Consider the following 26091-nt stretch of genomic DNA (forward strand, 5'->3'; position numbering starts at 1 on the left):
GGTGTTTCTATGACTTGGATAGACGGCATTACGTATATGCACGAACATACAACCATTGACTTATCTCGTTTAAAAGGCATTGATGACACAAATTTAAACTGTTTTGATGAAACAGTTCAAGAGTTTAAGGGATTATACGAAAGAGGCGTTCGTAATATTGTCGATGTGACGAATTTAGATATGAAACGTAATCCTGTATATGTCCAAAAAGTTGCTGAATTAACACAAATAAATGTGATACAAGCAACAGGTTTTTACCAAGACAAATTTTTACCCGACTTTGTAACAGATGCAAGTGTGAAACAATTAGCTGATTTTATGATAAAAGAAATCACACAAGGCATTGCGGATACAACAATCAAAGCACAAATTATTGGTGAAATTGGTACGAGTAAAAATCTAATGACAGACAGAGAAAGAAAAGTGTTCGAAGCCTCTGTTATTGCACATAAAGAAACAGGAGTTCCTATTACTACACATACAACATTAGGGACATACGGACATGAACAAATTGCCTTTTTCAAAAAACAAAAAACAGATTTAGAAAAAATTGTTATTGGACATGTTGACTTAACAGGTAATGCGGAGTATGTTTTATATATGTTAGATCAAGGTGTTTACGTCGAGTTTGATACAGTTGGAAAAGAAAATTATCAACCTGATTTGACGAGAATAAACATGTTAAAAGAAATTGAAAAAAGAGGATATATAGATAAAGTATTCTTATCAATGGATATTACAAGAAAATCACATTTAACGTATCAAGGTGGCATGGGGTATGCGTATTTATTGGATACTTTTGTTCCAATGGCACTAGAAAATGGTGTGAGTGAAACATTTATTCGTAAAATGCTAGTGGATAATCCTAAAACCTTTATGAAAGGAAGTAAATCATGACATATCCTTTAACGAGTTTAACGCTTGAAGAAGCACAACAATTACAATTTAAATTGGTCGATGCGATTACCAAATATTTTTCTGGAACAGACATTTTAAGTTATGGTGATTTAGGTGTTGTGAAAGGATTGAATCAACCGAGTGTCACGAAAAAAGTGGAAACTGTATTAGCAGATTTTTTCAATGTTGAAGCTACTTTACTTGTACGAGGAGCAGGAACGAATGCTATTCGATTAGGATTACATGCTTTATTAAATAGTGGCCAAACGGTACTCGTGCATGATGCACCCATTTATCCAACAACAAAAGTGTCTATCGATATGCTAGGATTACAGACAATAAAAGCGGATTTTAATGACAAAAAAATTGTTCAAGAATGCTTGAAAAAACATCAGATTGATGCTGTTTTAATTCAAGTAACTCGTCAGAAGTTAAATGATTCATACGATTTAGAAACACTTATTACATGGATAAAAGAATTAGCACCAACAATAAACATCATTACAGATGATAATTATGCTGCTTTAAAAACAAAAGGTATTGGTGCAGAATTAGGAGCAACACTTTCTTGTTTTTCAACCTTTAAATTATTAGGACCTGAAGGCATTGGCTGCATTGCAGGAAAGCGTGAGTATATTGAAAAACTAAAAGCAGAAAATTATTCTGGTGGAGGGCAAGTACAAGGGTATGAATCGTTAGAAGTATTAAGAGGTATGGTGTATGCACCTGTTTCTTTGGCGATTTCTGCGAATGTGGGAACAGAGCTGTGTCGTCGATTAAATGAGGGTGAAGTAAAAGGTGTTAAAGGAGCTTATATTGCTAATGCACAATCAAGAGTTGTTATTGTGACATTGGAAGAACCGATTGCCAAAGACGTGATTGAAACAGCTTGTCAGTTAGGTGCTCTAGGACATCCGGTAGGAGCAGAATCAAAATATGAATTTTGTCCATTGATTTATCGTGTATCTAGCACATTTAGACAAGAAAATCCACAAGCTGAAAGTACAATGTTACGTATCAATCCAAATCGAGCGGGAGTAGATACAATTATTCGCATATTATCTCAAGCAATGAATCAATAAAAAGGTGGACCTGTATGGTAGAGTTATTTTTGAAGAAAAAAGGCGACGTTATTTATCGTTTGGCGTCAAACTTACTACAATTAAAAAAAGGAGATCGTTTACCTAGTGTATCTGAATATCAAGAATTATTCCAGGTATCAAGAGGGACTGTCCAAAATGCTATGGCGTATTTGAAAGAAGCAGGAGCATTTCAAAGTAAATCTAAAGGACATTTAGGTTCTTATATTGAAAGCGTTGATTATAGTATTTTACAAACTTTTGCTTTGTCGGATACGATTATGGGTACGATGACTCTACCATACTCTAAATTATATGAGGGGTTAGCAACGGGGATTTATGATGAATTTAGAGAAAATCGTGTGAAATTAAATTTAGCTTATATTCGAGGATCAAAAGAAAGATTAAAGGCTGTTGCTAGAGAAAATTATCATTTTGCTGTTTTATCAAAATTCGCAGCGTTAAAAGCTATAGAGGAAAATACACCTATTGACATTGTTGTTGATTTTGGTAAACATACGTATTTAAGTGAACATATCTTGATTTTTGCAGATAAAAAGGCATCTAAAATTATCAATGGTATGAAAGTGGCAATCGATTATAATTCAATTGACCAACAATTATTAACAGAAAAACTCATTTACGAAAAAAATGTTGAGTTGGTAGAAGTCCCGGGGCATCAAATAGTATCTGCTGTACGTCAAGGAATTGTTGATGTGGGTGTATGGAATTATGATGAAATTGTTGATAAAAACTACCAAGACATCCATTATATCAAACTTTCTAGCGATATATTAGATGAACAAATGAGTACATCGGTCATTGTGGTGCACACACAAAATAAATCCTTGCAAGCATTCTTTAAACAAAGTTTTCAAACAGAGAATGTCTTGACAATTCAACGTGCTGTTTATACAGGGACGATTATCCCTCAATATTAGGAGACAGATTATGATAATAGAAAAATTAAACATATTAGAACAAGGTACAATTATTGATAGTGAAACAAAAGAATGGGTAATCAGAATCCGTGAAGCATTAAAAATGTATGACGAGTGTTTGGGTGACACAGAAATGGAAGTATTTTTAATTCATTTAGCAATGGCAGATGCTCGTCGGAAACAAAATGATACATCTGTTCAAGCTATGGATGACGCATTTTTTAAAGAAGTTCAAGAACATGAAAAATATGCTCTAAGTCAACAAATTTATACAGAGTTATTATCAGACAAACATTTTTCTGAGCCAGAAATGACCTATATTTATTTGCATCTTGTCAATATGTTAGGAGGGAATTGATGTGTTTTTAGATATCACATTAACAAGAAATCCTAAACTACTCGAAGTTGCTAAAAACTTACACCAATCCGGTGATATTTTGCCAGACACGTATGTATTAGATTTGGATACAATTTTACAAAATGCAAAAGCAATGGCAGATGTGGCAAAACAGGAACAAGTGGAATTGTTTTATATGCCAAAACAATTTGGACGTAATCCACTTATTGCCAAAAAAATTAGTGAAACAGCTATTTCAAAAGCCGTTGTTGTCGATTATAAAGAAGCTTTGTTGTTGATGAAACATCAATTACCTTTAGGGAATGTAGGACATTTGGTTCAAATTCCTAATACTCTACTTGAGAAAATCATTGCTTATGGGACAGACTATATCACTGTTTTTTCAATGGAAAAATTACAACAAATTGTAGATGTGGCAAAACGTTTACAAAAAAAGCAGCGTGTATTATTAAAAATCATTGAGCCAACAGATACAATTTATGAAGGACAGTATGGTGGTTTTCATCTATCACAACTAGAAGAAGTCGTGACGTATTTAAGTCAACAGTCTTATGTAGAATTAGGAGGATTGACATCATTTCCTTGCTTTTTATTTAATCAAGTTGATGATATTGTACCAACTAAAAATATACAAACATTGCAAAAAGCTAAAGGGTTTTTAGAAGAAAAAGGTATCACAAATCTTGCAATCAATATGCCATCTGCTACATCGACATATACAATTCCTAAAATTAAAGCACTGAATGGGACACAAGGTGAACCAGGGCATGCCTTAACAGGAACAACACCATTACATCAAGTGACATCTTTGATTGAAAGACCGGCTATGGTCTATGTGAGTGAGATTTCACATTGTTTAGACAATCATGCCTATTTCTATGGTGGAGGGTACTATCGTCGAGGACATTTTGAACATGTTATTGTCTATGAACCTTTCAGAGTTGTAAGAGATACATTGATGCCATTTGATTGTGAAAGTATTGATTATTATTTAAAAACAGAAAAAGAACATGCAGTAGGCAGCACGGTTTTAGCGGCCTTTAGAACACAAATTTTTGTCACAAGAAGTGACGTTGCTGTTGTATCAGGAATACAAACAGATAATCCTAAACTAGAAGGGATATTTGATAGTTTGGGTAATCAAATAAGAAGGTGAAAAAAGTGGGACGATTTATTGTGATCGTACTGGATAGCTTTGGCGTTGGTGCCATGGACGATGTTTCTCAAGTCAGACCGATTGATGTCGGAAGTAATACAGCAAAACATATTATACAAGCATCTCCAACTATTCAGTTACCAACATTAGAAAAATTAGGATTGATGAACGCCATTGGTGAAGAACTACCATCTCATTCTTTTTCTAAAACAGCAAATTATGGGACGAGTGATTTAGCTCATTATGGAGCAGATTCATTTTTAGGGCATCAAGAGATTATGGGGACAACACCTAAAGTTCCTTTAATCGAGCCTTTTAATGAAAAAATAGATGATGTCGAATGTCATTTATTACAACACGGATATAATGTCAGACGTCTTGGAGAAAAAGGTGCACAAATTTTAATTGTCAATAATGTCGCAACTGTTGGCGATAATTTAGAAACAGACGCGGGTCAAGTCTATAATGTATCCGCTTGTTTAGATAGCATCTCTTTTGAGGACTTGAAACAATTAGGACAAAGAGTAAGAGAAGTGGTACACGTATCACGTGTGATTGCTTTTGGTGGTCAAAAAATAACGATTGATGATTTATTACATGCTTTTGAAGTAAGAGGCACACATATTGCAGGTGTAGATGCTCCAAAATCCCATGTTTATGAGTGTGGTTATCAAGTGGTGCATCTAGGATACGGCATTGATAAAAACACACAAATCGCAACAATTCTCGATAAAAAAAATATAACTGTTTCTTTTTTAGGAAAAGTAGCAGATATTGTTCAAACAGAAAGCACACGTTTATTTCCTGGAGTGGATTCAAATACATTATTTGATTCACTCATAAAAGAAGTAAAAGAAATCTCGCATGGTTTTATTGCCTTGAACATTCAAGAAACAGATTTAGCAGGGCATGCACAAGATGTACAACGCTATGCCGATCGACTTGAGTTAAGTGATAAACGTATCGAAGAATTGTTACCATTGCTTGTCAAAGGCGATGTACTTATTGTCATGGCAGACCATGGAAATGACCCAACGATTGGACATAGCAATCATACACGAGAAAAAGTGCCTTTGCTTGTATATTCACCAACTATTGAAGGGAAATATATTGGACATAGACAAACATTAGCTGACGTGGCAGCGACAGTGGCCGATTACTTTGATGTAAACATGCCACAACATGGACAATCTTTCTTAGCAAATATTTTTGAGGAAAAAGCATGAACAGAATAAAGCACTATGCTTTTAAAACATTTCTAGCTTTGTCTAATGTACATAAATCTGTTTGCCGTGTTTTTCCTAATGCTCTTATAAACATAACAGAGCATTCTGGATATTATATGGGTATCAAAAATGTTCCAGATATTAAAAATTCTTTTATTCAATCGTTAGAATCGTTAGGATACATTTTACATACTGTGGATAAAGCAAGTCTTGGTGGTAGGGGTATCGACATTGATTTGAAAAATCCATTAACAGGACAAGCAATGACCGGTTCATCAAGTGGAACGGCAATGAATGTTTTTCTTAATATCAATGATATAGGTATTGGAACAGACGGAGGAGGCTCCGTTTTAGCGCCAGCACTGGCTTTGAATGTATGTAGTTGTATACATGGATTATTGGGAAAAGATGATGTGAATGAGGGAACGGTCAAACGCTCAACAGACGGTATACCGTTCACCGCCTCTTTAGGCATTTTGTCCAAAGAGTTATCACATATTCAACGCATTATCTATCATCAAATTCCACTCACGGCTGAATCACATTCACACGTGAACATCGCAATAGATAGTGCTATAGATTTACCTTATCCCAAAATAGATATAGCTGACAAGTATACACTATCTCGCCAAGCGCTGATTGAACGCTTAGAATGTTTATTACAGTCATATGACATCATTATTTCTAAAGAAGGACCTGTTGATTATCACGGTTTTGGCGAAAGTATTTTTGGACATTTTGACCAAGGAACGCAAACGATTCAACAAAAAGCAAATAAAGGCTTTATACGTGTCGCCAATATGTGTCATGCTATGGCAGTAACTGTACCATCTACAGAATTATCGACAGGATATGTTTTGATATGTCGAACAACTAATAAAACAGTGGTTGATACATTATTTAAACTAGCCGACCAATTAAAAGCTTCTAAAGATACATTAGTCGAACAATATTTTGGACGTTTAGATCAATATTTTACTGGTGGAAAATCAGTTTAAGTATTTTTTACTTGACCTTTTTCTTCTATCAGCGTATTATTCTATTTGGGCTCCCTTTTTGTAGGGACAGTTGATTTCCCCCATTCCTTTTGGAGTGGGGGCTTTATTATGTTAACAACCCATAAAGAGATAAGGAGGAAGTCAAATATGACAAAATACATTTTTGTAACAGGTGGCGTAGTGTCATCTATTGGAAAGGGTATTGTTGCAGCATCATTAGGAAGATTATTAAAAAATAGAGGATTTAAAGTCACCATTCAAAAATTTGACCCATATATTAACGTTGACCCAGGTACGATGAGTCCGCTACAACACGGAGAAGTGTTTGTAACAGATGACGGTACAGAAACGGACTTAGACTTAGGTCACTATGAACGTTTTATTGATATTAACTTAAATCAATATTCAAATGTGACCACAGGTAAAGTTTACTCAGAAGTGTTACGTAAAGAACGCCGTGGTGACTATTTAGGAGCAACAGTTCAAGTCATTCCACATATTACAAATGAAATTAAAGAAAAAATCATGCGCGCCGGTGAAACAACAGATTCAGATATCGTCATTACAGAAGTTGGTGGAACAGTGGGGGATATCGAGTCTTTACCATTCTTAGAAGCACTACGACAAATGAAATCTGATGTTGGGTCACAAAATGTTGTTTACGTGCACACAACACTTATTCCATACTTAAAAGCTGCTGGCGAAATGAAAACAAAACCAACACAACACAGTGTTAAAGAATTACGCAGTTTAGGTATTCAACCAAATATTTTAGTTGTACGTACAGAAAAACCATTACCAAATGGTATTCGTGAAAAATTAGCATCATTTTGTGATGTTGACGAACGTGCCGTTATTGAATCTCGTGACGTGGATACATTGTATACTATCCCGTTATTACTACAAGAACAAGGCATGGATCAACTCGTATGCGACCTATTCGGTCTAAAAAGTGCTCCTAAAGCAGAAATGTCCGAATGGAAACAATTAGAACAAACAGTTCTAAACTTAAAAGAGAAAGTAAAAATCGCAATTGTTGGGAAATATGTATCTTTACCAGATGCCTATTTATCTGTTGCAGAAGCCTTAAAACATGCTGGCTATGCACACAATGCAGATGTAGAAATTGACTGGGTACCAGCAGAAGACATAACAGATGAAAATGTTTCCCAAAGATTAAAAGATGCCAAAGGTATTTTAGTACCAGGTGGTTTTGGAAAACGTGGTATCGAGGGTAAAATCGCCACTATTAAATATGCACGTGAAAATAATATCCCGTTCTTTGGTATTTGCTTAGGTATGCAATTAGCATGTATTGAGTTTGCTAGAAATGTCGTTGGTCTAGAGGGAGCTGATACAGCTGAAGAAAACCCAAATGTAACACATAATATTATTGACTTAATGTCTGATCAAGTAGACCAAGACACAATGGGAGGTACATTGCGCTTAGGTTTGTATCCGTGTGTATTACAAGAAGGTACATTAGCTCGCTCATTATACGGCGAAGAATTAGTACACGAACGTCATCGTCATCGTTATGAATTTAACAATGCGTATCGTGAACAATTAAGCGAAAAAGGATTGATATTCTCAGGTGTATCTCCAGACGGACGTTTAGTTGAAATTATCGAATTGGCAAATCACCCATTCTTTATCGCTGCACAATTCCACCCAGAATTTGTATCACGCCCAACAAGACCACAACGTATTTTTAACGGTTTTGTAAAAGCTGCTTTGGAACAAAAATAATATCGAGAAATCCGCCCAAAGAGCATCATGCTCTTTGGACGGATTATTGTTTATAAAATGCGGGAACAAAAAACGTATATTTGTTCATAGTATCTCTCCTTTTTAAATAAATATTGTGGATAATAATGTAATAAAAATGATTATAATATTCTTCATATCTTTTTGCTGAGCCAATCCAAATCCTAGAATTGCAAGACAACTATGCCGAATAGATAATTTCCCCGTTGCATAGGCAATCACTAAAATACAGACTAATAACAATAGTGGTATATTCTTTTTGAGTATATTTTTTATATTCTGTATGGTAATCATCTCCTTCTATATCTATATTGCATCAACACCATTCTTTTTATAATGTTCACCTAACCTTTCTGAATGAGAATAATTGTGTTTACACGATTATTGTAAATCATCAAAAGTATATTGTGTGAAAAAGTAGCAAATGTGACAGAAGTGTCGCACATTTGCTACTTTTATGGGTGTTTTTAAATTAAAAAAATACTTAATTCCGGATAGACTGTTTGTAATTGGTTTAAAATGGTGATATATCGTTTTTGATAGTAGGGTATATCTAAAAAATCACAAACAAAAAAAACGTGTTTCATCATCTCTTGTGCAGTAACATCTTTTTCTAAACATAGAAAAATACTTTTAAGGAATTTAAGATGTAGACGCTCAAAAATAAATGGTTCATGTAATCTTTGGGATAGCATCGACTGAAAAATATTTCTAGCATGTCGTATATCTTGATGATGTAAAAAGAAGATGACTAAATGAAATGCTGTTTGAATATATTCATGGCTATATTGGTCTAGATGTTCATAGCGTTTTAAACCATTGATACAATTTTTATAAACAATGTTAATAAATGGGGTATCTAAATAAGGAATAAGACAATCGAATAATAACATTTCATAAGTTGTCCATGTTTCGACTTTGACTAAATATTGTTTTAATTGATAGAGGGCAGATTCATATCGTGTTAAGATAACATCACATAATAATCCAAGATGGTGGTAGGTATCATTGTCATATGCAGAAAAATGATAGGCTTGTGAACGAATGTGTTGTATTTCTTCTTGATGATAAGAACCAAGGGAGTTTGTCAATATATTTTTTAAAGGAAAGTGTTGATAATCACGTTTTAAAAATAGAAATTCATCTAAATCAACGTGTAAATGTTCTAAAAGATACAAAACAGTATCAAAAGAAATCTCATGTTCTCCTTTGATAAAACGATGATATGACGATGATGATAGTTTGTCTTGACAAATATCTTTAATAGAAAAGTTTTTACTTTTTCGTAAATATTGTATAAGTTCCCCTGTTTGCATATTACCCCTCCTATATAACCTTTAAATATAACCTTTAAAATAATTTTAATGTGAAAAGTGTTTGATATTCTTATTATAATGAAGATGCATTTCGTTTATCAAGTATTTTTAAAAAAGTATTGCCATTTTCTTTTAATGATGATATAATTCAGAAAAACAAGAGAAAGGACGTTAAGAACATGACACAAACAAAACAATGTGTGTATTTATCTGTAAATAGTTGGCAAAGCCAATAGATACGGTTGTTTCTTAATGTACTTTTTGTGCATAGATACAACCTTTTCGTGTTGAAAATGTGTATCTATGTGGCAGACAAATTCTTAGAATGAACTATACCACGTGGATAAAAAATCGACGTGGTTTTTGTTTGTAAAAAGGCCACTTATTATAAGTGGTCTTTTTATATAGTTCATTCAATAAATGAAAAACGAGGTTATGATGATGAAAAAAACAGTATTAGCATTTGGATTATTCATTTTAGCAGTATTAGGTATTGGGTATGTGACTCAACAAAAACCAGCACAACAGCCAGTACAAGAAACGAAAAAGATTGTCAAAGTTGGTGTTTTACAATTATTAAGTCACCCAGCATTAGATGCTATTTATAAAGGTATTACAGATGAACTAGGTAATTTAGGTTATGTTGATGGGAAAACAATGCAAATTGATTTTCAAAATGCACAAGCAGATCAAAGTAATTTAGTGTCTATGAGTCAAAAATTAGTGTCAGAAAAACCGGATATTTTAATTGGTATTACAACTCCCGCTACTGCATCATTGGCTAACGCAACAAAAGAGATTCCAATTATTATGGGGGGGATTACATATCCTGTTCAAGCCGGTTTAATCGCAAGTGAAGAAAAACCAGGAAACAATATTACAGGTGTAAGTGATAGAACACCAATTAAACAACAATTAGAGTTGATGAAAAAAGTGGTGCCAAACTTGAAAAAAATCGGTATTTTATATACAGCAAGTGAAGATAACTCAACACGTCAAGTTGAAGAAGCAAAAGAATTGGCAAAAGCATTAGATTTAGAAGTAGTGGTTAAATCTATTTCAAATACAAATGACATTGAGCAAGTGACAGAAGGATTGGCAAGTGATGTACAAGCTATTTTTGTTCCGATTGATAACACAGTAGCCAGTGCAATGGCAACAGTCGTTAAAGTAACAGATAAATACAAAGTACCTGTCTTCCCGTCAGCTGATACAATGGTTAAAGATGGTGGTGTTTTAGGAATCGGTGTTGACCAATACAAAATCGGCGTTGAAACAGCTAAAGTTGTTGTTGCGGTGTTAAATGGTGTAGAGCCGAAAGAAAAAGCAATCGTATTGGCAAATGAAGGTGTTGTATACATCAATGAAACAAAAGCAAAAGCATTAGGTATTGATATTCCAGAAGAGATTAAAGCAAAAGCAATAATTGTAGATAAAGAATAAGGAGTTTTCTATGGATATTTTTATTTCAGCCATTTCCCAAGGGATTTTATGGGGACTACTGTCACTAGGCGTATTTATTAGTTTTAGAATTTTAAATATTGCCGATATGACTACAGAGGGAACCTTTCCTCTAGGAGCAGCGATTTGCATGACGGCTATTTCTCGAGGTGTTTCCCCTCTATTAGCGACAATATTGGCTGTTTGTGGTGGCGTTTTGGCAGGCCTTGTTACCGGATTTTTAATCACAACATGCCGTATTCCAAGTTTATTAGCAGGTATTTTAACAATGACAGGATTACTATCCATTAACTTACGTGTGATGGGACGCCCAAATTTAACTCTTTTAGACAAAGACACCATTTTTACACCTGCAACACAACTAACCTTGCCACATCATTACGACACAATTCTTGTCGGCGTATTTGGCGTATCATTATTGATATATCTGATGTTTGTATTTTTTAAAACAGAATTAGGACAAGGTTTAATTGCCACGGGAGATAATCCTAAAATGGCAACATCATTTGGTATTTCAACGAAAAAGATGACACTACTTGGTCTAATGCTATCCAACGGAATTGTGGCACTAGCAGGTGCAATTATTTCACAACACAACGGATACGCCGATGTGAACAGTGGACTAGGTGTTATTGTCATTGCTTTAGCAGCAATTATTATTGGAGAAGTTCTTTTTTCTAAAGTTTCCTTTTTAGAACGTTTAATTTGTACAGTTTATGGTTCTATTATTTATCGTGTCTTATTGGTTGGTGTTTTAAAATTACAAGTCATTGAAGCCAACGACTTTAAACTTGTTTCAGCGATACTCATTGCCTTATTTTTAACAATGCCACATTTACGAAAAAAAGGACAAAAAGGAGGAGTATAGATGTCATTTATTGAAATCAATCATATCGAAAAAACATTTTACTCTAATGCTGGCGATTATAAAGCGTTGCAAGACATTACATTGCATATAGAAGAGGGCGACTTTATCACCGTTGTTGGAGGAAATGGAGCAGGTAAATCAACTTTTTTAAACGCTCTTGCAGGTAGTTTTGACATTGACAAAGGTGACATAAAAATTAACGATACGTCCATTACAACCTTATCTGAATATGAACGTGCAAAATATATCAGTCGTGTATTTCAAAATGCGTTACACGGAACAGCACCACGTATGACGGTTTGCGAAAATATGGCATTGGCATATCGAAAAGATCAAAAAAGACGCTTGAAAAAAGGGATCACACCCGAAGAAAAATCTTTATTTATTGAACAATTAGCATCTTTAGAATTAGGGCTAGAAACACGCCTAAACACCGAAATGGGACTACTGTCGGGAGGACAACGCCAAGCCATAGCCTTACTCATGGCAACATTAAAAAAACCATCTTTATTATTACTAGATGAACATACATCTGCATTAGACCCAAAAATGCAACAAATGGTGATGAAACTCACACAACAAAAAATCAAAGAAAATCACATGACAGCTCTCATGATTACGCACAACATAAACGATGCCTTAACTTATGGAAATCGTTTAATTGTGCTAAAAAATGGGCAAATCATCAAAGACGTTAAACAAGAAGAAAAAAATAAACTCACTGTAACAGATATTTACGCGTTGTATGATTAGAATAAATAAAAAACCGAAGTAACTACACATGATGTTACTTCGGTTTTTATGTTGTTTGTTAAATTTATGTTTTTTAGTATTAAAAAATAGTTTCATTATATTTGAATGCTTGTTTATGAAAAGTGGATGATATACTACAAAGAAAAGAAACGGCATTATAATAGTTACAACGGTTGATAATTTGGAGAGAATACCTAAATGTAATTGTATAGATTGAATATTATAAACAGACTTTCTGCACCAAAAAGTATATAATTTACTGCATAAAATAAATTTAAAAAAAACCTTGAAAAGTCCATTCTTTTTGTATATAATAGTACGGTATTATATTACACTTTGTTCCGATATGCGATAGGGTGCTTGAAAAAGTTTATCGTATAGATGAGGGCGAAGGAAGAGAAACCAAAATGGAGGAATTTTAACATGGCAGTTATTGCAATGAAACAATTGCTAGAAGCAGGGGTACACTTCGGACACCAAACACGTCGTTGGAACCCAAAAATGAAACGTTATATTTTTACAGAAAGAAATGGTATTTATATCATTGACTTACAAAAAACTGTAAAATTAGTAGATGATGCATACGACTATATGCACCAAGTAGCACAAGACGGTGGCATTTGCTTATTCGTTGGAACTAAAAAACAAGCACAAGATGCTGTTAAAGATGAAGCATTACGCTCAGGTCAATACTACATTAACCATCGTTGGTTAGGTGGAACATTAACAAACTGGGATACAATCCAAAAACGTATTGCACGCTTAAAACGTATTAAAGCAATGGCAGAAGACGGAACTTTTGATGTATTACCTAAAAAAGAAGTTGCTGCATTATTAAAAGAACAAGAAAGATTAGAAAAATTCTTAGGTGGTATTGAAGATATGCCAAGAATTCCTGATGTATTGTTCATCGTAGACCCACGTAAAGAAAGAATTGCTGTTCAAGAGGCTAAAAAATTGAATATCCCAATCGTAGCGATGGTTGATACAAACTGTGATCCAGATGAAATTGATGTTGTTATCCCATCAAATGACGATGCAATTCGTGCGGTTAAATTGATTGTTGCTAAAATGGCTGATGCGTTCATCGAAGGCAACCAAGGTGAAGATCAAGTGACAGCTGAAGATTTTTCAAGTGATGAAGTAGAAGTAACTTCATTAGAAGAAATCGTTGAAGTTGTAGAAGGCGACAACGCTTAATTATAGAAAAACGAATGACTGTCTTAGAAGGAAAGAAAATAGCTTTTCGTCGTATTAAGACAGTCTTTTTTAAAGAAAAACATTATTGGAGGAACAGAAAGTGGCAGAAATTACAGCAAAATTAGTAAAAGAATTACGTGACATGACTGGCGTAGGTATGATGGATGCTAAAAAAGCATTAGTAGCAGTAGAAGGAGATATTGAAAAAGCGGTAGACTATTTACGTGAAAATGGTTTAGCAAAAGCTGCTAAAAAAGCAGACCGTATCGCTGCTGAAGGTAGCACAACAATTTTTGTTGATGGTAACACAGCTGCAATCGCAGAAATTAACGCAGAAACAGACTTTGTTGCGAAAAACGATAAATTCCAAGCATTAGTTGCTAAATTAGGTGAAGTATTAGCAAAAGAAAAACCAGCTAATGTAGAAGAAGCATTATTGATTAATGTTGATGGTGCAACTGTTGGTGAAATGATTGCGGAAGCAACAACAACAATCGGAGAAAAAATTGAATTACGTCGTTTTGAAATTGTTGAAAAAGGCGATAACGAAGCATTTGGTGCTTACTTACACATGGGTGGACGTATTGCTGCATTAACTGTTTTATCAGGAACAACTGACTCAGATGTAGCAAAAGACGTATCAATGCACGTTGCAGCAATTAACCCTAAATATGTATCTCGTGACCAAGTATCTGCTGAAGAAATTGAACATGAGAAAAAAGTATTAACAGAACAAGCATTAAACGAAGGCAAACCAGCTAATATCGTTGAAAAAATGATTCAAGGTCGTTTAAACAAATTCTTAGCTGAAATCAGCTTGAATGACCAACCATTCGTTAAAAATCCAGACGAAACAGTTTCTGCATACGTTGCAACAAAAGGCGCAACAGTAAAATCATTCGTACGTTTTGAAGTCGGCGAAGGTATTGAAAAACGTGTTGACAACTTTGTAGAAGAAGTTATGAGCCAAGTGAAAAAATAATCAATTTGACATCGAGAATAGCTCCCAACTTTGGGAGCTTTTTTCTAAGAAAGATTATAATGGAGGATAGGTATAGTGGTACAGCCAGTGTATAAACGTGTTGTTTTAAAATTAAGTGGAGAAGCATTAGCAGGAAATACCGGATTTGGTATCAATCCAGCAACAATTAAAGAAATCGTTAAAGAAGTAAAAGAAATATACGAATTAGGTGTTGAGGTTTGTATTGTTGTTGGTGGCGGTAATATTTGGAGAGGAAATATCGGTTCTGAAATGGGTATGGAACGTGCACAAGCAGACTATATGGGCATGCTTGCTACCGTTATGAATGCTTTAGCATTACAAGATACATTAGAAAATATTGGTGTACCAACAAGAGTACAATCATCTATTGACATGAGACAAATTGCTGAACCTTATATTAGACGAAGAGCAGTACGTCACTTAGAGAAAAAACGTGTTGTAATTTTTGCAGGGGGTACAGGAAATCCGTATTTTTCAACAGACACAACCTCAGCATTAAGAGCAGCTGAAATTAATGCAGATGTTATTTTAATGGCAAAAAATAATGTCGATGGTGTGTATAATGCTGACCCACGTACACATGCAGATGCAACGAAATTTAATGAATTAACACATTTAGATGTTATCAATAAAGGATTGCAAGTCATGGATTCAACAGCAAGTTCTTTAAGTATGGATAATAATATTCCATTGATTGTGTTTAATTTAAATGAACCAGGAAATATTCGTCGTGTTGTATTAGGAGAAAGTATCGGTACTATCGTCAAAAATGCCTAGGAGGAAATTGTATGATACAAGAAATTTTACAAAAAACAAAAGAAAGAATGGAAAAAGCAGAAGCTGCATTACAACGTGAATTAGGTTCCATTCGTGCAGGGCGTGCAAATGCAAGTTTACTAGAACGTGTTTCTATTGAATATTACGGTGCATTAACACCATTAAACCAAATGGCACAAATTTCTGTACCAGAAGCACGTATGCTATTGATTACACCTTACGATAAATCAGTATTAAAAGAAATGGAACGTGCAATTTTACAAAGTGACATCGGTATTACACCTAGTAATGACGGAAATGTCATTCGTTTAGTGATTCCACCGCTAACAGAAGAACGTCGTAAAGAATTGGCTAAACAAGTGAAAAAAGAAGCAGAAAATAGTAAAGTGGCTATCCGTAATATTCGTCGTGATGCGATTGATGAATTGAAAAAAGCAGAGAAAGCAAAAGAAATTACAGAAGACGAATTACGTCAAAATGAGAAAAAAATACAAGATTTAACAGATCAAGCAACCAAAGAATTGGATCGTTTAGCTTCTGAAAAAGAAAAAGAATTATTAGATGTTTAATAAAATCTCTGATAAAACGGCTATTTCCTTGTATTTCTCTTGAAATAAATTCTTTAAAGTGTTATAATATAGAAAATAAGTCGTGGTGAAAGGAGTGAACGGAAACGTTCACTTCTTTTTGTAACATACACGGCAACATGTATTAAGGAGGAATGAATGAGTAAAGTAGTTGATTTAGTAAGTTCTCTTGTCCACGATATATTTACTGATACAGATTTTGAATTAGTAGACGTTGAATTTGTCAAAGAAGGAAAATCTTGGTTTTTAAGAGTATTTGCCGATAAACAAAATGGTATTGACATTGATGAATGTGCGTGGATTAGCGAGCAACTAAGCGATAAATTGGATGCTATTACACCAGATCCAATTCCTCAAGCATACTTTTTAGAAGTGTCTTCTCCTGGTGCAGAGCGTCCACTAAAAACAGAAGAAGATATTCAAAATGCAATAGGAAAATATATTCATGCATCTTTTTATCAAGCGATAAATGGGCAAAAATTTATAGAAGGTACTTTGAAAGAAGTATCTACTGATGTTTTAACCTTAGAGGTAAAAGATAAAACAAGGTTAAATACAGCTAATATCGAACGTAAAAATATTGCTAAATTACGATTAGCAATTCAATTTTAATGGATAGTCTAAATAGAGGAAGGATTATAAAATGAGCAAAGAGATGTTACGTGCTCTAACAATGTTAGAAGAAGAAAAAGGAATTTCAAAAGAAATTGTCATTGAAGCATTAGAATTAGCATTAGTATCTGCTTATAAAAGACATTATGGACAAGCACAAAATGTTGAAGTTGTGTTTGACCAAAAAAAAGGTAATATTCATGTGTATGCCGTGAAAGAAGTTGTTGATTATGTATTTGATTCAACATTAGAAGTCAGTTTAGAAGAAGCATTGACAATCAATAAAGCGTATGAATTAGGTGACAAAATTCGTTTTGAAGTTACACCAAAAGATTTTGGACGTATTGCTGCTCAAACAGCAAAACAAGTGATTATGCAACGTATTCGTGAAGCAGAACGTGACATTATTTATAATGAATTTATTCAATATGAATCGGATATTATGACGGGGATTGTTGAAAGACAAGATGCACGCTATATCTATGTTAATTTAGGTAAAATTGAAGCAGTTCTTTCAAAACAAGACCAAGTACCAAATGAAACGTATCATTCACATGATCGTATTAAAGTGTATGTTGTAAAAGTTGAAAACACAACAAAAGGACCACAAATTTTTGTAAGTCGCTCACATGCTGATTTAGTAAAACGTTTATTTGAACAAGAAGTACCAGAAATTTACGATGGCGTTGTTGAAATTGTTTCTGTAGCTCGTGAAGCGGGAGATCGCTCAAAAGTCGCTGTACGCTCTCGTGATAAACATATCGACCCAGTTGGTACTTGTGTAGGTCCAAAAGGACAACGTGTACAAACGATTGTGGATGAATTGGGCGGAGAAAATATGGATATTGTTGAGTGGAATGAAGATCCAGCTAAATTTATTGCGAATGCATTAAATCCAGCACAGGTTTCACAAGTCATTTTCAATGATGAACAAACAGCTTGTACAGTTGTTGTTCCTGATTCACAACTATCATTAGCTATCGGAAAACGTGGACAAAATGCACGTTTGGCAGCACGTTTAACGAATAAAAAAATTGATATTAAATCAGAATCAGCTTATCAAGAATTAACAACTCAACAATCAGATGTGTATTCACTAGAAAATTTAGCATTAGAAAATGAAGAGGAATAATCATGAAAAAAAGAAAAATACCAATGCGTAAATGTGTGGTTTCACAAGAGTTATTTCCAAAAAAAGAATTAACACGCATTGTACGACAACCAGATGGAACAGTTGCGATTGATCCAACTGGTCGTTTAAATGGGCGTGGTGCGTATATTTCTTTAAATCCAACATTAGTTGAAAAAGCAAAACAAACAAAAATTTTTGAAAAGCAATTAGAAGTCAAAATAGAAGATGCATTTTATGATGAACTTTACGCTTATTTAGACCATAAATTAGCAAGGAGCTTACTAGGCAATGTTAAATGATCAAAAGCAATTAAATTTGCTAGGGTTAGCCACAAGAGCTAGATTATTGGTAAGTGGTGAAGAAATCGTATTAGCAGAAGTGAAAAAAAAGCGTGCAACATTAGTTATTATCGCAACAGATGTCAGTGATAACACGAAGAAAAAAATCATAGATAAATGTCATTATTATAAAGTTCCTTACAAAGAACAATTCACAACGGCGTATATTAGTCATGCTATTGGAAAGAAACGCTCTATTTGTGCATTTATTGATGATGGCTTTGCGAATAGTTATCAAAAACTAGACATGTCATGAAAAAATAGAGGAGGTTCATAATGGGAAAAAAACGCGTATATGAATATGCCAAAGAACAAGGCTTATCAAGTAAAGAAATTATTGAAAAAGCTGCTAAATTAGGGATTAGCTATCAAAGTCACATGTCAACGATGAGTGATGAAGATATTGCGAAATTATCACAAAGTCAAAAACCAAAAGCTGTATCTAAAGATAAAAATCCACTATTTGTAGCAGATAAAAAGAAAGAGCAAAAAGGACCTCAAGGACAGCAAAAGCACTTTAAGAAAAATCATGCGGGAGAACACAAATCGGTGACAAATTCGACGCAACAAACAAATCAAAAACCAAATGGGCAACATAAACAACAAAAGCCATTTGTAAAAAAAGATAGAGAAGAAAATAAAAAAACTATGGTATCAAACACTCCAAAACAAGAAAACAAACAAACAACTTTTGTCAAAGATGACTTTAAAAAGAATAAACCACAACGTTTCGCTAAAGATACTCGTGATGAAAACGATGGAAGCTTTGGAAAGAAAAACAAAAAACAAGACAAACGTCAAAATAATCATTTTGATGACAATGCCTTTTCAAGAGGTGGAAAAAAACAACGTCATAAAAAAGCAGAAGTGAAAAAACCTGCTATGCCACAACGTAAATTTAAAGAATTACCTGAAGTATTGGTTTACACAGACGGTATGACCGTTGCTGAAATTTCTAAAAAAATCTATCGTGAACCTGCTGAAATTATCAAAAAACTATTTATGATGGGTGTTATGGCAACGTTAAATCAAGGTTTAAGTGCTGATGCCATTGAATTATTAGCGGCAGATTATGGTATCGAAGCGCAAGCAAAAGTTATTGTTGATAATACAGACTTAGATAGTTTCTTCGATGCAGAGATTGATGCTGCTACATTAACAGAACGTGCACCTGTTGTAACAATTATGGGACACGTTGACCATGGTAAAACAACATTATTAGACTATTTAAGAAATACAAAAGTATCATTATCTGAAGCCGGTGGTATTACGCAACATATTGGAGCGTATCAAGTAGATGTTCAAGGAAAAACAGTAACATTCTTAGATACACCAGGACATGCTGCGTTCTCAGCAATGCGTGCTCGTGGAGCAGATGTAACGGATATTACCATTATCGTTGTTGCAGCAGATGACGGTGTGATGCCACAAACAATAGAGGCAATCAACCATGCGAAAGCTGCTGATTTACCAATTATTGTTGCTGTAAATAAAATAGATAAACCAGATGCTAACCCAGGTCGTGTGATGCAAGAATTAAGTGAGCAAGGTGTTATTGCAGAAGCATGGGGTGGAGATGTGCCGTTTATTGAAATTTCTGCAAAATTCGGTCAAAATGTAGACGAATTATTGGAAATGATTTTGTTAGTTGCTGAAATGCAAGAATTGAAAGCTAGTCCAGACCGTTTAGCTTTAGGTTCGGTTATTGAAGCGCGTTTAGATCCAAGTCGAGGTGCTGTAGCAACATTATTGGTACAACATGGTACTTTAAATATTGGAGATCCTATTGTTGTTGGGAATACATTCGGGCGTGTGCGTACAATGGTAAATGATCATGGTAGACGTGTGAAACAAGCTATTCCATCAACACCAGTTGAAATTACTGGATTAAATGGTGCACCACAAGCCGGCGATAGATTTGTTGTTTTCCAAGATGAAAAAACAGCTCGTGCAGCAGGTGAACAACGTGCTAAAAATGCATTGGTTGAACAAAGAAATGCTCGTCAACATGTAACATTGGATAACTTATTTGCAAGTCTAAAAGAGGGCGAGTTAAAAGAAGTTAACGTCATTATCAAAGCAGACGTACAAGGTTCAGCAGAAGCGTTAGTATCAAGTTTACAAAAAATTGATGTTGAAGGTGTTCGTGTACGTATTGTCCATTCAGCAGTAGGGGCAATCAACGAAAGTGATATTACATTAGCAGCAGCAAGTAATGCAATTATCATTGGATTTAACGTTCGCCCTACACCACAAGCAAAAATACAAGCAGAAGACGAACAAGTAGACATTCGTTTACACCAAATCATTTATCGTGTTATTGAAGAAATTGAAACAGCGATGAAAGGTATGCTTGACCCAGAATATGAAGAACAAATTATTGGTCAAGTTGTTGTTCGTGAAACATATAAAGTATCTAAAGTCGGAACAATCGCTGGAGCTTATGTATTAGAAGGACGCATCGAACGTAACTGTAAAGTACGTGTTATTCGTGATAATATTGTTATCCATGACGGCGAATTGGCAAGTTTAAAACGATTTAAAGACGATGTAAAAGAAGTGAAACTTGGATACGAGTGTGGATTGATGTTAACTAACTTCAATGATATTCAAGTAGACGATGTTATTGAACCATATATCATGGTTGAAATTAAACGCTAATAAACACAAACTCACTTGCATGAGTTTGGTGAAAAGATGAGGAGGTATTTATGGCAAATCATCGTGTAGGACGTGTTAGTCAAGAAATTTTTAGAGAAGTAGCAGATATTTTACGCTTTAAAGTAAAAGACCCTCGTGTAGACGGCATTACCATAACAGATGTGCATGTCACAGGTGACTTACAACAAGCAACAATTTATTACAGTACTTTATCTACATTAGCAAGTGACAGACAAGCAGAACAAACAGGTTTAGACAAAGCGACTGGCTTAATACGCCGTGAATTAGGGCAACGTTTAAGTTTATACAAAACTCCAGAATTACAATTTAAACGTGACGAATCTGTCGATTACGGTAATCGCATTGATGCACTAATCCGTCAAGTCAACGAAAAACAATAGTTTAATGATAATAAATCGTGTTGGTGGGAATAATCCACCAACACGATTTATTATAGAACCTTTTTATATTGTTGAATTTGCTGTTCTATTTTCTATCAATAAGTTATCAAATAAAAAAACAAGAAAAGAACAATCACGAAAGTTTAAATATTAAAAATTTTTACGAAAAAATCTATGTATAAGAAAAAGGCAATCACAAAAATAAATAGTTATTTTAATCTTAAATTTTTCATTTATCTGCTCTAGTCTATCATTGATTTTTATAGAATCAACTTACTTAATTTAAATATATGTTGAGGATATGCCCGTTATATTACTAAACATAAATATTGTAAATTATTTTCTTTGAAAATAAATTGATAAGAGATAAATATAGTGTGTATTTGAAAAAATAAATTGTAAAAAATAATGATTTTTCTTTTAAATTTTTAAGTTATCACTAGTCATAATGCTTGAAAGATGCTATAATACTTTAGGTATGAAGTGGAAACTTCACTATTTTTGAACGTTTGGAGGGAAAAACATGCGCGTAAACATTACATTAGAATGTACAGAATCAGGAGAACGTAATTACATCACAACTAAAAACAAACGTAATAACCCAGAGCGTATCGAAGTGATGAAATATTGTCCAAAATTACGTAAAAGAACTTTGCACCGTGAGGTCAAATAGAGCTATTTATGTATAATAGATATTTTAAAAAGGCTGTTTAAACAGCTTTTTTTATTGTATAAAAAACTAAGCTAAAATAGATAAAATCTTAGAATTTTTAGTGATAAAATATCCCTTTTTATTGTTAAATAAACTTTTATAGAGCTACAGCACTATATAAACTAAAAGATAAAGTTACACATAAATGAAGTGGCGAATTAACATCTTTTTGATGATGTTAGATTTTATTTTTCAAGTGAGTACAAATTTTTCCAACTCTTACATGATATTGTGAATAAAAATATTCTGAAATAAAAAGCTAGAAATCAACGTTTTTAATCGTTGTATTTCTAGCTTTTTACTATTTTTCCTAATATCAAACATCAGTATTTTTCGTGTTTGTATATAAAAATTCTGATATATAAACCCGTATTTTTTATTTATTTAGAGGTATAAAAAACGTATTTTGATTTATTAGGAATTAAAAAAGAATTGACAAGGAATTAAAAATGGAGTAAAATTCTATGAAAAATAAAGGATAACTGAAAAACGTCAATTTATATTGTGAAATACTTAATAAGTTATGTAAAAATTGTATAAAATACGTGAATATAGCATATTTTTGTGTATTGATAATAAACAAAATAGTCTTTAGAAAGGAGTTAGTATGGAATTATCACCTTATATTTTGAGAAAAAAAGTAGAAAATGGTGAATTGTACTTTAATTCTAAAAATAATCATTCTTTTTTTATGACAAATGATTTATTAAAAAGAATAGATGAAAATAAGATAAAACAACAATTTAATCAATATTTAAAAATACATAATTATTTTAAAGATTCAGATGAGTTTGAAAATAGTATATTAAAAATTCGACAATATGAAGATAAAACACTTGAATTTACAATTTTAGTACATGGAGATTGTAATTTTAGATGTAAGTATTGTTATGAAAAGTTTGAAAACATCAGTATGAGCAAAGAAACTGAAAAAAGAATTTTGGAATTTGCTAAAGAAAGATTACTAGAAAAAAGAATAGAAAATTTTCATGTAGCATGGTTTGGAGGGGAACCATTATTAGGATTTAAAACAATAAAAAGATTATCTGTTGCCTTTAAATCCTTAAGTAATGAAATGAATGTAAAATATTCTGCAAGTATAACAACAAATGGATACTTATTAAATGAACGTATTTTTAATCAATTAGTTAAAGAGTACGATGTGCGTAGTTTTCAAATTACCATTGATGGCGAAGAAGAAAATCATAATTTTCAGAGAGCTTTAAAAAATGGTTCAGGTTCATATCAAAAAATTATGAAACATCTAAGAAAAATGGTTGATAGTCCATTATCTTTTTCTTGTGCTTGTAGATTTAATATTTCTCAAGAAAATATTCATTCTATTAAAAGATTTTTAGATGGTGATGGAAAAATTTTTAAAAATGATAAACGCTTTAAATTCTATTTTTATAATGTAGGGAATTGGGGGTGTGGAGATAGACCTAAAAACTATAAAGTAACACTAGCTCATAAAGATGCAAGTTTTGAATTGTCGAAATTAGCAATTAGTAAAGGATATAATGTTCCAATATCAAGGTCGGTGATAACTAATTTATTTAATTGTTATGCTAATAGACCTAATCATTATTCATTTAATGTAAAAGGAATTATTCAATCGTGTACAGTTGCTTTATATTCAAGACAAAATATTTTTGGAACGGTTCATGGTAAATTTAATGTTCAAAAATTTAACGAATGGCGATTAACTATAGATGATGAGTGTCAAAAGTGTCCTGTTGTTTTAATTTGTAAATCAGGATATTGTCCTCCTGCACATAGAGTAAATAAGAATACTAGATTATGTGAACAAATTAAAAGAAAAATTGATAAAAATCTAGAATTGTTTGTATTAAATAAAGAATATAATGATTATCTTGATGTTGAAAGGAAAGGAGTAAAATAAAATGATTATTATTGAAAATAATTTATCTACTGAAGAAGAGATAGTATTACGTGACCATCATGAATGTCAAGTAGGAGGGTAGAATAGTAAATAAAATAAATTAAGTTAATTGAACAATGAATTTTTTTGTAAGAGATAGTCATTATAAAATAAATAACATCCGTTTAAAATTTTATAAGGTCAATTAACGTATGTCTCAATCCTAGAAGTCACACATAAGGATTGAGACATTTTGTTATATTTGTTATTTTGGAAAAATTTTAAGTGTTTTGTGACTATTTTTAAACCATAATGGAGGTTAAAATGAAAATATGTAAATACATAGGTTGGCAGATTATCGTTGTCTTTCTTGTGGCAGTGAGTGTAAACAGTGGCATGATTCTGATGAGACCCTTATTGATGGAACGTTTGTTAAATATTAAAACGACAACATTGACAATGAATACAGTTTTAGAGTTTTTAGTTTATGGACTTATTCTATACACAATATTTTATAGTTCTACGCTTTTGGCTAATTTTGTTAGTAATCATCTACAACGACGTATACAAATTGTGATGAAAACAAAATTACTTAAATCTTTATTTTTACGAGATGAGTATATGTATGATGAGAAAGTATCCATTTTGACACAAGATATGGAAAACCTTTACGAACATTATTTTTTAAAACTTGATATGCTCATCGCAAGAATTTTTTCTTTAATCGTAACGGTTCTATTTATTTTATGCCAAGATATTCGAGTAGGACTTATGTTTATTAGTTTTTCAATTTTACGTCCAGTACCACATTGGTTAATGAATAAAAAAATACAAAGTAGTGGTGCACAGTATGCAGAAAAACAAAAAAATTTTCACTTAAAAGTTGGCGATTATTTTAAAGGTGTTAATACCATATTTTATAATGGTGCACAAAAAGAACAGCTAGATAGTATTTTGAAAAGTAATGAAATGTATGAGAATGCTAGATTAAAAGCTGATTGTACAACAAATCTGACGTTTTTTTTTACTGGCCCGATTGAATTTATTGGTCAAGTATTGCCGCTTGCGTTAGGATTATTTCTTCAAACAAAAGGTGTAAATATTACATCAGCAAGCCTGGTTTCGATGTATATTGCTACAATGAGCTTGAATGGTCCAATTCAGACAATGCTGTACGGTATCTCTGATATTCAACGTTCAAAAGTTGTCCGTGATAAAATATTTTCTCTTTTGGAAACAGAAAATAAAGAATATACATATTCGGTAGTGAAGAATCTTCAGGAATTATGTGTAGTAGATTTAGAAAAGCAACAAGACAATCGTGTCTTATTTAAAGATGTTTCATTCACACTCAAAAAAACAGAGAAAATGCTTATTAAAGGATCGAGTGGGTCTGGTAAAACAACTTTGTTAAATATGATAGCTTCTAAAGAATCTGTCGAAAATGCACAAGTATTTGTTCGTGATACCAAGGGAAATGTTTATACTGATTATCTTGGAAATGTGGCCTATTTATCACAACAGCCATTTTTTATGAACGCTTCTATTGAGGATAATTTAACACTCGGACAACATATATCTAAAGAAAAAATGCTCTATTTCTTAAAAATAGTCGGATTAACTGAAGAGATTCCTGATATTTTAGAGTATCAACTAAGGGATAATGGAAATAATCTTTCAGGAGGGCAGAAACTTCGTTTAGAATTAGTTCGTTTTTTGATTAGAGATAAAGATATCGTATTGGCTGATGAAATAACAGCAGCACTAGATAGAAAAAATGCAAAAAAAGTACGTCATATTTTATATAAATTACCGATTATTTTAATTGAGGTAGCACACCATATTGAAGATGATACTGTATATAAAGAAATATTAGATTTAGATAAGGGAAACAAATGATATTAAATATTTATTAAAATGGAGTTTGTGAGATTTTATCACAAGGATTGTCAGATGGAAGTTGTTT

The 26091-nt window shown here is 33.0% G+C and carries 25 protein-coding genes; 24 read left to right on the plus strand and 1 reads right to left on the minus strand.

The window, feature by feature from the left end:
* Positions 1-9: 9 nt before the first annotated feature.
* The 8 genes from H1220_02820 to H1220_02855 all read left to right on the plus strand — a co-directional run bounded on the left by H1220_02820 (position 10) and on the right by H1220_02855 (position 8404).
* A complete protein-coding gene (locus H1220_02820; protein QMI86303.1) occupies positions 10-897 on the plus strand; it encodes a phosphotriesterase-related protein in 888 nt (295 codons plus the stop codon).
* Complete coding sequence (locus tag H1220_02825; protein ID QMI86636.1) at positions 891-1979, plus strand: aminotransferase class V-fold PLP-dependent enzyme; 1089 nt, start codon at positions 891-893, stop codon at positions 1977-1979. Before H1220_02820 ends, H1220_02825 begins: the two co-directional genes overlap by 7 nt.
* Before the next feature lie 14 nt (positions 1980-1993).
* Positions 1994-2917: a GntR family transcriptional regulator gene (locus tag H1220_02830; GenBank protein ID QMI86304.1), complete on the plus strand. Its 924-nt coding sequence runs from the start codon at positions 1994-1996 to the stop codon at positions 2915-2917.
* 10 nt (positions 2918-2927) lie between these two features.
* On the plus strand, positions 2928-3275 hold the full coding sequence (locus tag H1220_02835) for a PRD domain-containing protein (protein ID QMI86305.1): 348 nt from the start codon (positions 2928-2930) through the stop codon (positions 3273-3275).
* Position 3276: 1 nt separating this feature from the next.
* On the plus strand, positions 3277-4431 hold the full coding sequence (locus tag H1220_02840) for an alanine racemase (protein ID QMI86306.1): 1155 nt from the start codon (positions 3277-3279) through the stop codon (positions 4429-4431).
* A 5-nt stretch (positions 4432-4436) separates the two neighbouring features.
* Positions 4437-5657, plus strand: coding sequence for a phosphopentomutase (locus tag H1220_02845; protein ID QMI86307.1), 1221 nt, complete (start codon positions 4437-4439; stop codon positions 5655-5657).
* Complete coding sequence (locus tag H1220_02850; protein QMI86308.1) at positions 5654-6655, plus strand: hypothetical protein; 1002 nt, start codon at positions 5654-5656, stop codon at positions 6653-6655. The genes H1220_02845 and H1220_02850 overlap by 4 nt, the downstream gene beginning before the upstream one ends.
* 147 nt (positions 6656-6802) lie before the next feature.
* Positions 6803-8404, plus strand: a complete 1602-nt coding sequence (locus H1220_02855) for a CTP synthase (GenBank protein ID QMI86309.1) — start codon at positions 6803-6805, stop codon at positions 8402-8404.
* 485 nt (positions 8405-8889) lie between these two features.
* On the opposite strand, the gene H1220_02860 is transcribed toward H1220_02855, so the two are convergent.
* A complete protein-coding gene (locus H1220_02860) occupies positions 8890-9738 on the minus strand; it encodes a hypothetical protein (GenBank protein ID QMI86310.1) in 849 nt (282 codons plus the stop codon).
* 441 nt (positions 9739-10179) lie between these two features.
* Between H1220_02860 and H1220_02865 the strand changes: the two genes are divergently transcribed.
* The 16 genes from H1220_02865 to H1220_02940 all read left to right on the plus strand — a co-directional run bounded on the left by H1220_02865 (position 10180) and on the right by H1220_02940 (position 26024).
* Positions 10180-11181 carry an ABC transporter substrate-binding protein gene (locus tag H1220_02865; GenBank protein ID QMI86311.1) on the plus strand — a complete coding sequence of 334 codons (1002 nt, stop codon included), beginning with the start codon at positions 10180-10182 and terminating at the stop codon, positions 11179-11181.
* 10 nt (positions 11182-11191) lie between these two features.
* Complete coding sequence (locus tag H1220_02870) at positions 11192-12067, plus strand: ABC transporter permease (GenBank protein QMI86312.1); 876 nt, start codon at positions 11192-11194, stop codon at positions 12065-12067.
* Positions 12068-12820: an ATP-binding cassette domain-containing protein gene (locus H1220_02875; protein ID QMI86313.1), complete on the plus strand. Its 753-nt coding sequence runs from the start codon at positions 12068-12070 to the stop codon at positions 12818-12820.
* Positions 12821-13243: 423 nt separating this feature from the next.
* Entirely contained in the window at positions 13244-14020 is a 777-nt protein-coding gene (rpsB, locus tag H1220_02880; protein ID QMI86314.1) for a 30S ribosomal protein S2, read from the plus strand.
* 100 nt (positions 14021-14120) lie between these two features.
* Positions 14121-15002, plus strand: a complete 882-nt coding sequence (locus H1220_02885) for an elongation factor Ts (protein QMI86315.1) — start codon at positions 14121-14123, stop codon at positions 15000-15002.
* Positions 15003-15077: 75 nt separating this feature from the next.
* Positions 15078-15800, plus strand: a complete 723-nt coding sequence (locus H1220_02890; protein ID QMI86316.1) for a UMP kinase — start codon at positions 15078-15080, stop codon at positions 15798-15800.
* An 11-nt stretch (positions 15801-15811) separates the two neighbouring features.
* A complete protein-coding gene (gene frr, locus H1220_02895) occupies positions 15812-16369 on the plus strand; it encodes a ribosome recycling factor (GenBank protein ID QMI86317.1) in 558 nt (185 codons plus the stop codon).
* 156 nt (positions 16370-16525) lie between these two features.
* Positions 16526-16999: a ribosome maturation factor RimP gene (gene rimP, locus H1220_02900; protein QMI86318.1), complete on the plus strand. Its 474-nt coding sequence runs from the start codon at positions 16526-16528 to the stop codon at positions 16997-16999.
* A gap of 31 nt (positions 17000-17030) precedes the next feature.
* Positions 17031-18131: a transcription termination/antitermination protein NusA gene (gene nusA / locus H1220_02905; protein ID QMI86319.1), complete on the plus strand. Its 1101-nt coding sequence runs from the start codon at positions 17031-17033 to the stop codon at positions 18129-18131.
* Positions 18132-18133: 2 nt separating this feature from the next.
* Positions 18134-18430, plus strand: coding sequence for a YlxR family protein (locus H1220_02910; protein QMI86320.1), 297 nt, complete (start codon positions 18134-18136; stop codon positions 18428-18430).
* Complete coding sequence (locus H1220_02915; protein ID QMI86321.1) at positions 18420-18725, plus strand: ribosomal L7Ae/L30e/S12e/Gadd45 family protein; 306 nt, start codon at positions 18420-18422, stop codon at positions 18723-18725. Before H1220_02910 ends, H1220_02915 begins: the two co-directional genes overlap by 11 nt.
* Before the next feature lie 20 nt (positions 18726-18745).
* Positions 18746-21130 (plus strand): translation initiation factor IF-2, encoded by a 2385-nt coding sequence (gene infB / locus H1220_02920; protein QMI86322.1) that lies wholly within the window; start codon positions 18746-18748, stop codon positions 21128-21130.
* Positions 21131-21180: 50 nt separating this feature from the next.
* The gene (gene rbfA / locus H1220_02925; GenBank protein QMI86323.1) at positions 21181-21531 is read left to right on the plus strand and encodes a 30S ribosome-binding factor RbfA; all 351 of its coding nucleotides are present in this window, start codon (positions 21181-21183) and stop codon (positions 21529-21531) included.
* A 523-nt stretch (positions 21532-22054) separates the two neighbouring features.
* On the plus strand, positions 22055-22204 hold the full coding sequence (gene rpmG, locus H1220_02930) for a 50S ribosomal protein L33 (GenBank protein QMI86324.1): 150 nt from the start codon (positions 22055-22057) through the stop codon (positions 22202-22204).
* A 646-nt stretch (positions 22205-22850) separates the two neighbouring features.
* Positions 22851-24146 (plus strand): radical SAM protein, encoded by a 1296-nt coding sequence (locus H1220_02935; GenBank protein ID QMI86325.1) that lies wholly within the window; start codon positions 22851-22853, stop codon positions 24144-24146.
* A 303-nt stretch (positions 24147-24449) separates the two neighbouring features.
* Positions 24450-26024 (plus strand): ABC transporter ATP-binding protein, encoded by a 1575-nt coding sequence (locus H1220_02940; protein ID QMI86326.1) that lies wholly within the window; start codon positions 24450-24452, stop codon positions 26022-26024.
* Positions 26025-26091 lie beyond the last annotated feature (67 nt).

This window comes from Carnobacteriaceae bacterium zg-84 (assembly GCA_013874835.1).
Lineage (GTDB): Bacteria > Bacillota > Bacilli > Lactobacillales > Aerococcaceae > WM01.

Excerpts from the sequence above, each read along its gene's own strand:
- H1220_02820 (QMI86303.1), top strand. The coding sequence starts at position 10 with ATGACTTGGATAGACGGCATTACGTATATGCACGAACATACAACCATT.
- H1220_02830 (QMI86304.1), top strand. The coding sequence starts at position 1,994 with ATGGTAGAGTTATTTTTGAAGAAAAAAGGCGACGTTATTTATCGTTTG.
- H1220_02835 (QMI86305.1), top strand. The coding sequence starts at position 2,928 with ATGATAATAGAAAAATTAAACATATTAGAACAAGGTACAATTATTGAT.
- H1220_02850 (QMI86308.1), top strand. The coding sequence starts at position 5,654 with ATGAACAGAATAAAGCACTATGCTTTTAAAACATTTCTAGCTTTGTCT.
- H1220_02855 (QMI86309.1), top strand. The coding sequence starts at position 6,803 with ATGACAAAATACATTTTTGTAACAGGTGGCGTAGTGTCATCTATTGGA.
- H1220_02860 (QMI86310.1), bottom strand. The coding sequence starts at position 9,738 with ATGCAAACAGGGGAACTTATACAATATTTACGAAAAAGTAAAAACTTT.
- H1220_02865 (QMI86311.1), top strand. The coding sequence starts at position 10,180 with ATGAAAAAAACAGTATTAGCATTTGGATTATTCATTTTAGCAGTATTA.
- H1220_02870 (QMI86312.1), top strand. The coding sequence starts at position 11,192 with ATGGATATTTTTATTTCAGCCATTTCCCAAGGGATTTTATGGGGACTA.
- H1220_02875 (QMI86313.1), top strand. The coding sequence starts at position 12,068 with ATGTCATTTATTGAAATCAATCATATCGAAAAAACATTTTACTCTAAT.
- rpsB (QMI86314.1), top strand. The coding sequence starts at position 13,244 with ATGGCAGTTATTGCAATGAAACAATTGCTAGAAGCAGGGGTACACTTC.
- frr (QMI86317.1), top strand. The coding sequence starts at position 15,812 with ATGATACAAGAAATTTTACAAAAAACAAAAGAAAGAATGGAAAAAGCA.
- rimP (QMI86318.1), top strand. The coding sequence starts at position 16,526 with ATGAGTAAAGTAGTTGATTTAGTAAGTTCTCTTGTCCACGATATATTT.
- nusA (QMI86319.1), top strand. The coding sequence starts at position 17,031 with ATGAGCAAAGAGATGTTACGTGCTCTAACAATGTTAGAAGAAGAAAAA.
- H1220_02910 (QMI86320.1), top strand. The coding sequence starts at position 18,134 with ATGAAAAAAAGAAAAATACCAATGCGTAAATGTGTGGTTTCACAAGAG.
- H1220_02915 (QMI86321.1), top strand. The coding sequence starts at position 18,420 with ATGTTAAATGATCAAAAGCAATTAAATTTGCTAGGGTTAGCCACAAGA.
- infB (QMI86322.1), top strand. The coding sequence starts at position 18,746 with ATGGGAAAAAAACGCGTATATGAATATGCCAAAGAACAAGGCTTATCA.
- rbfA (QMI86323.1), top strand. The coding sequence starts at position 21,181 with ATGGCAAATCATCGTGTAGGACGTGTTAGTCAAGAAATTTTTAGAGAA.
- rpmG (QMI86324.1), top strand. The coding sequence starts at position 22,055 with ATGCGCGTAAACATTACATTAGAATGTACAGAATCAGGAGAACGTAAT.
- H1220_02935 (QMI86325.1), top strand. The coding sequence starts at position 22,851 with ATGGAATTATCACCTTATATTTTGAGAAAAAAAGTAGAAAATGGTGAA.
- H1220_02940 (QMI86326.1), top strand. The coding sequence starts at position 24,450 with ATGAAAATATGTAAATACATAGGTTGGCAGATTATCGTTGTCTTTCTT.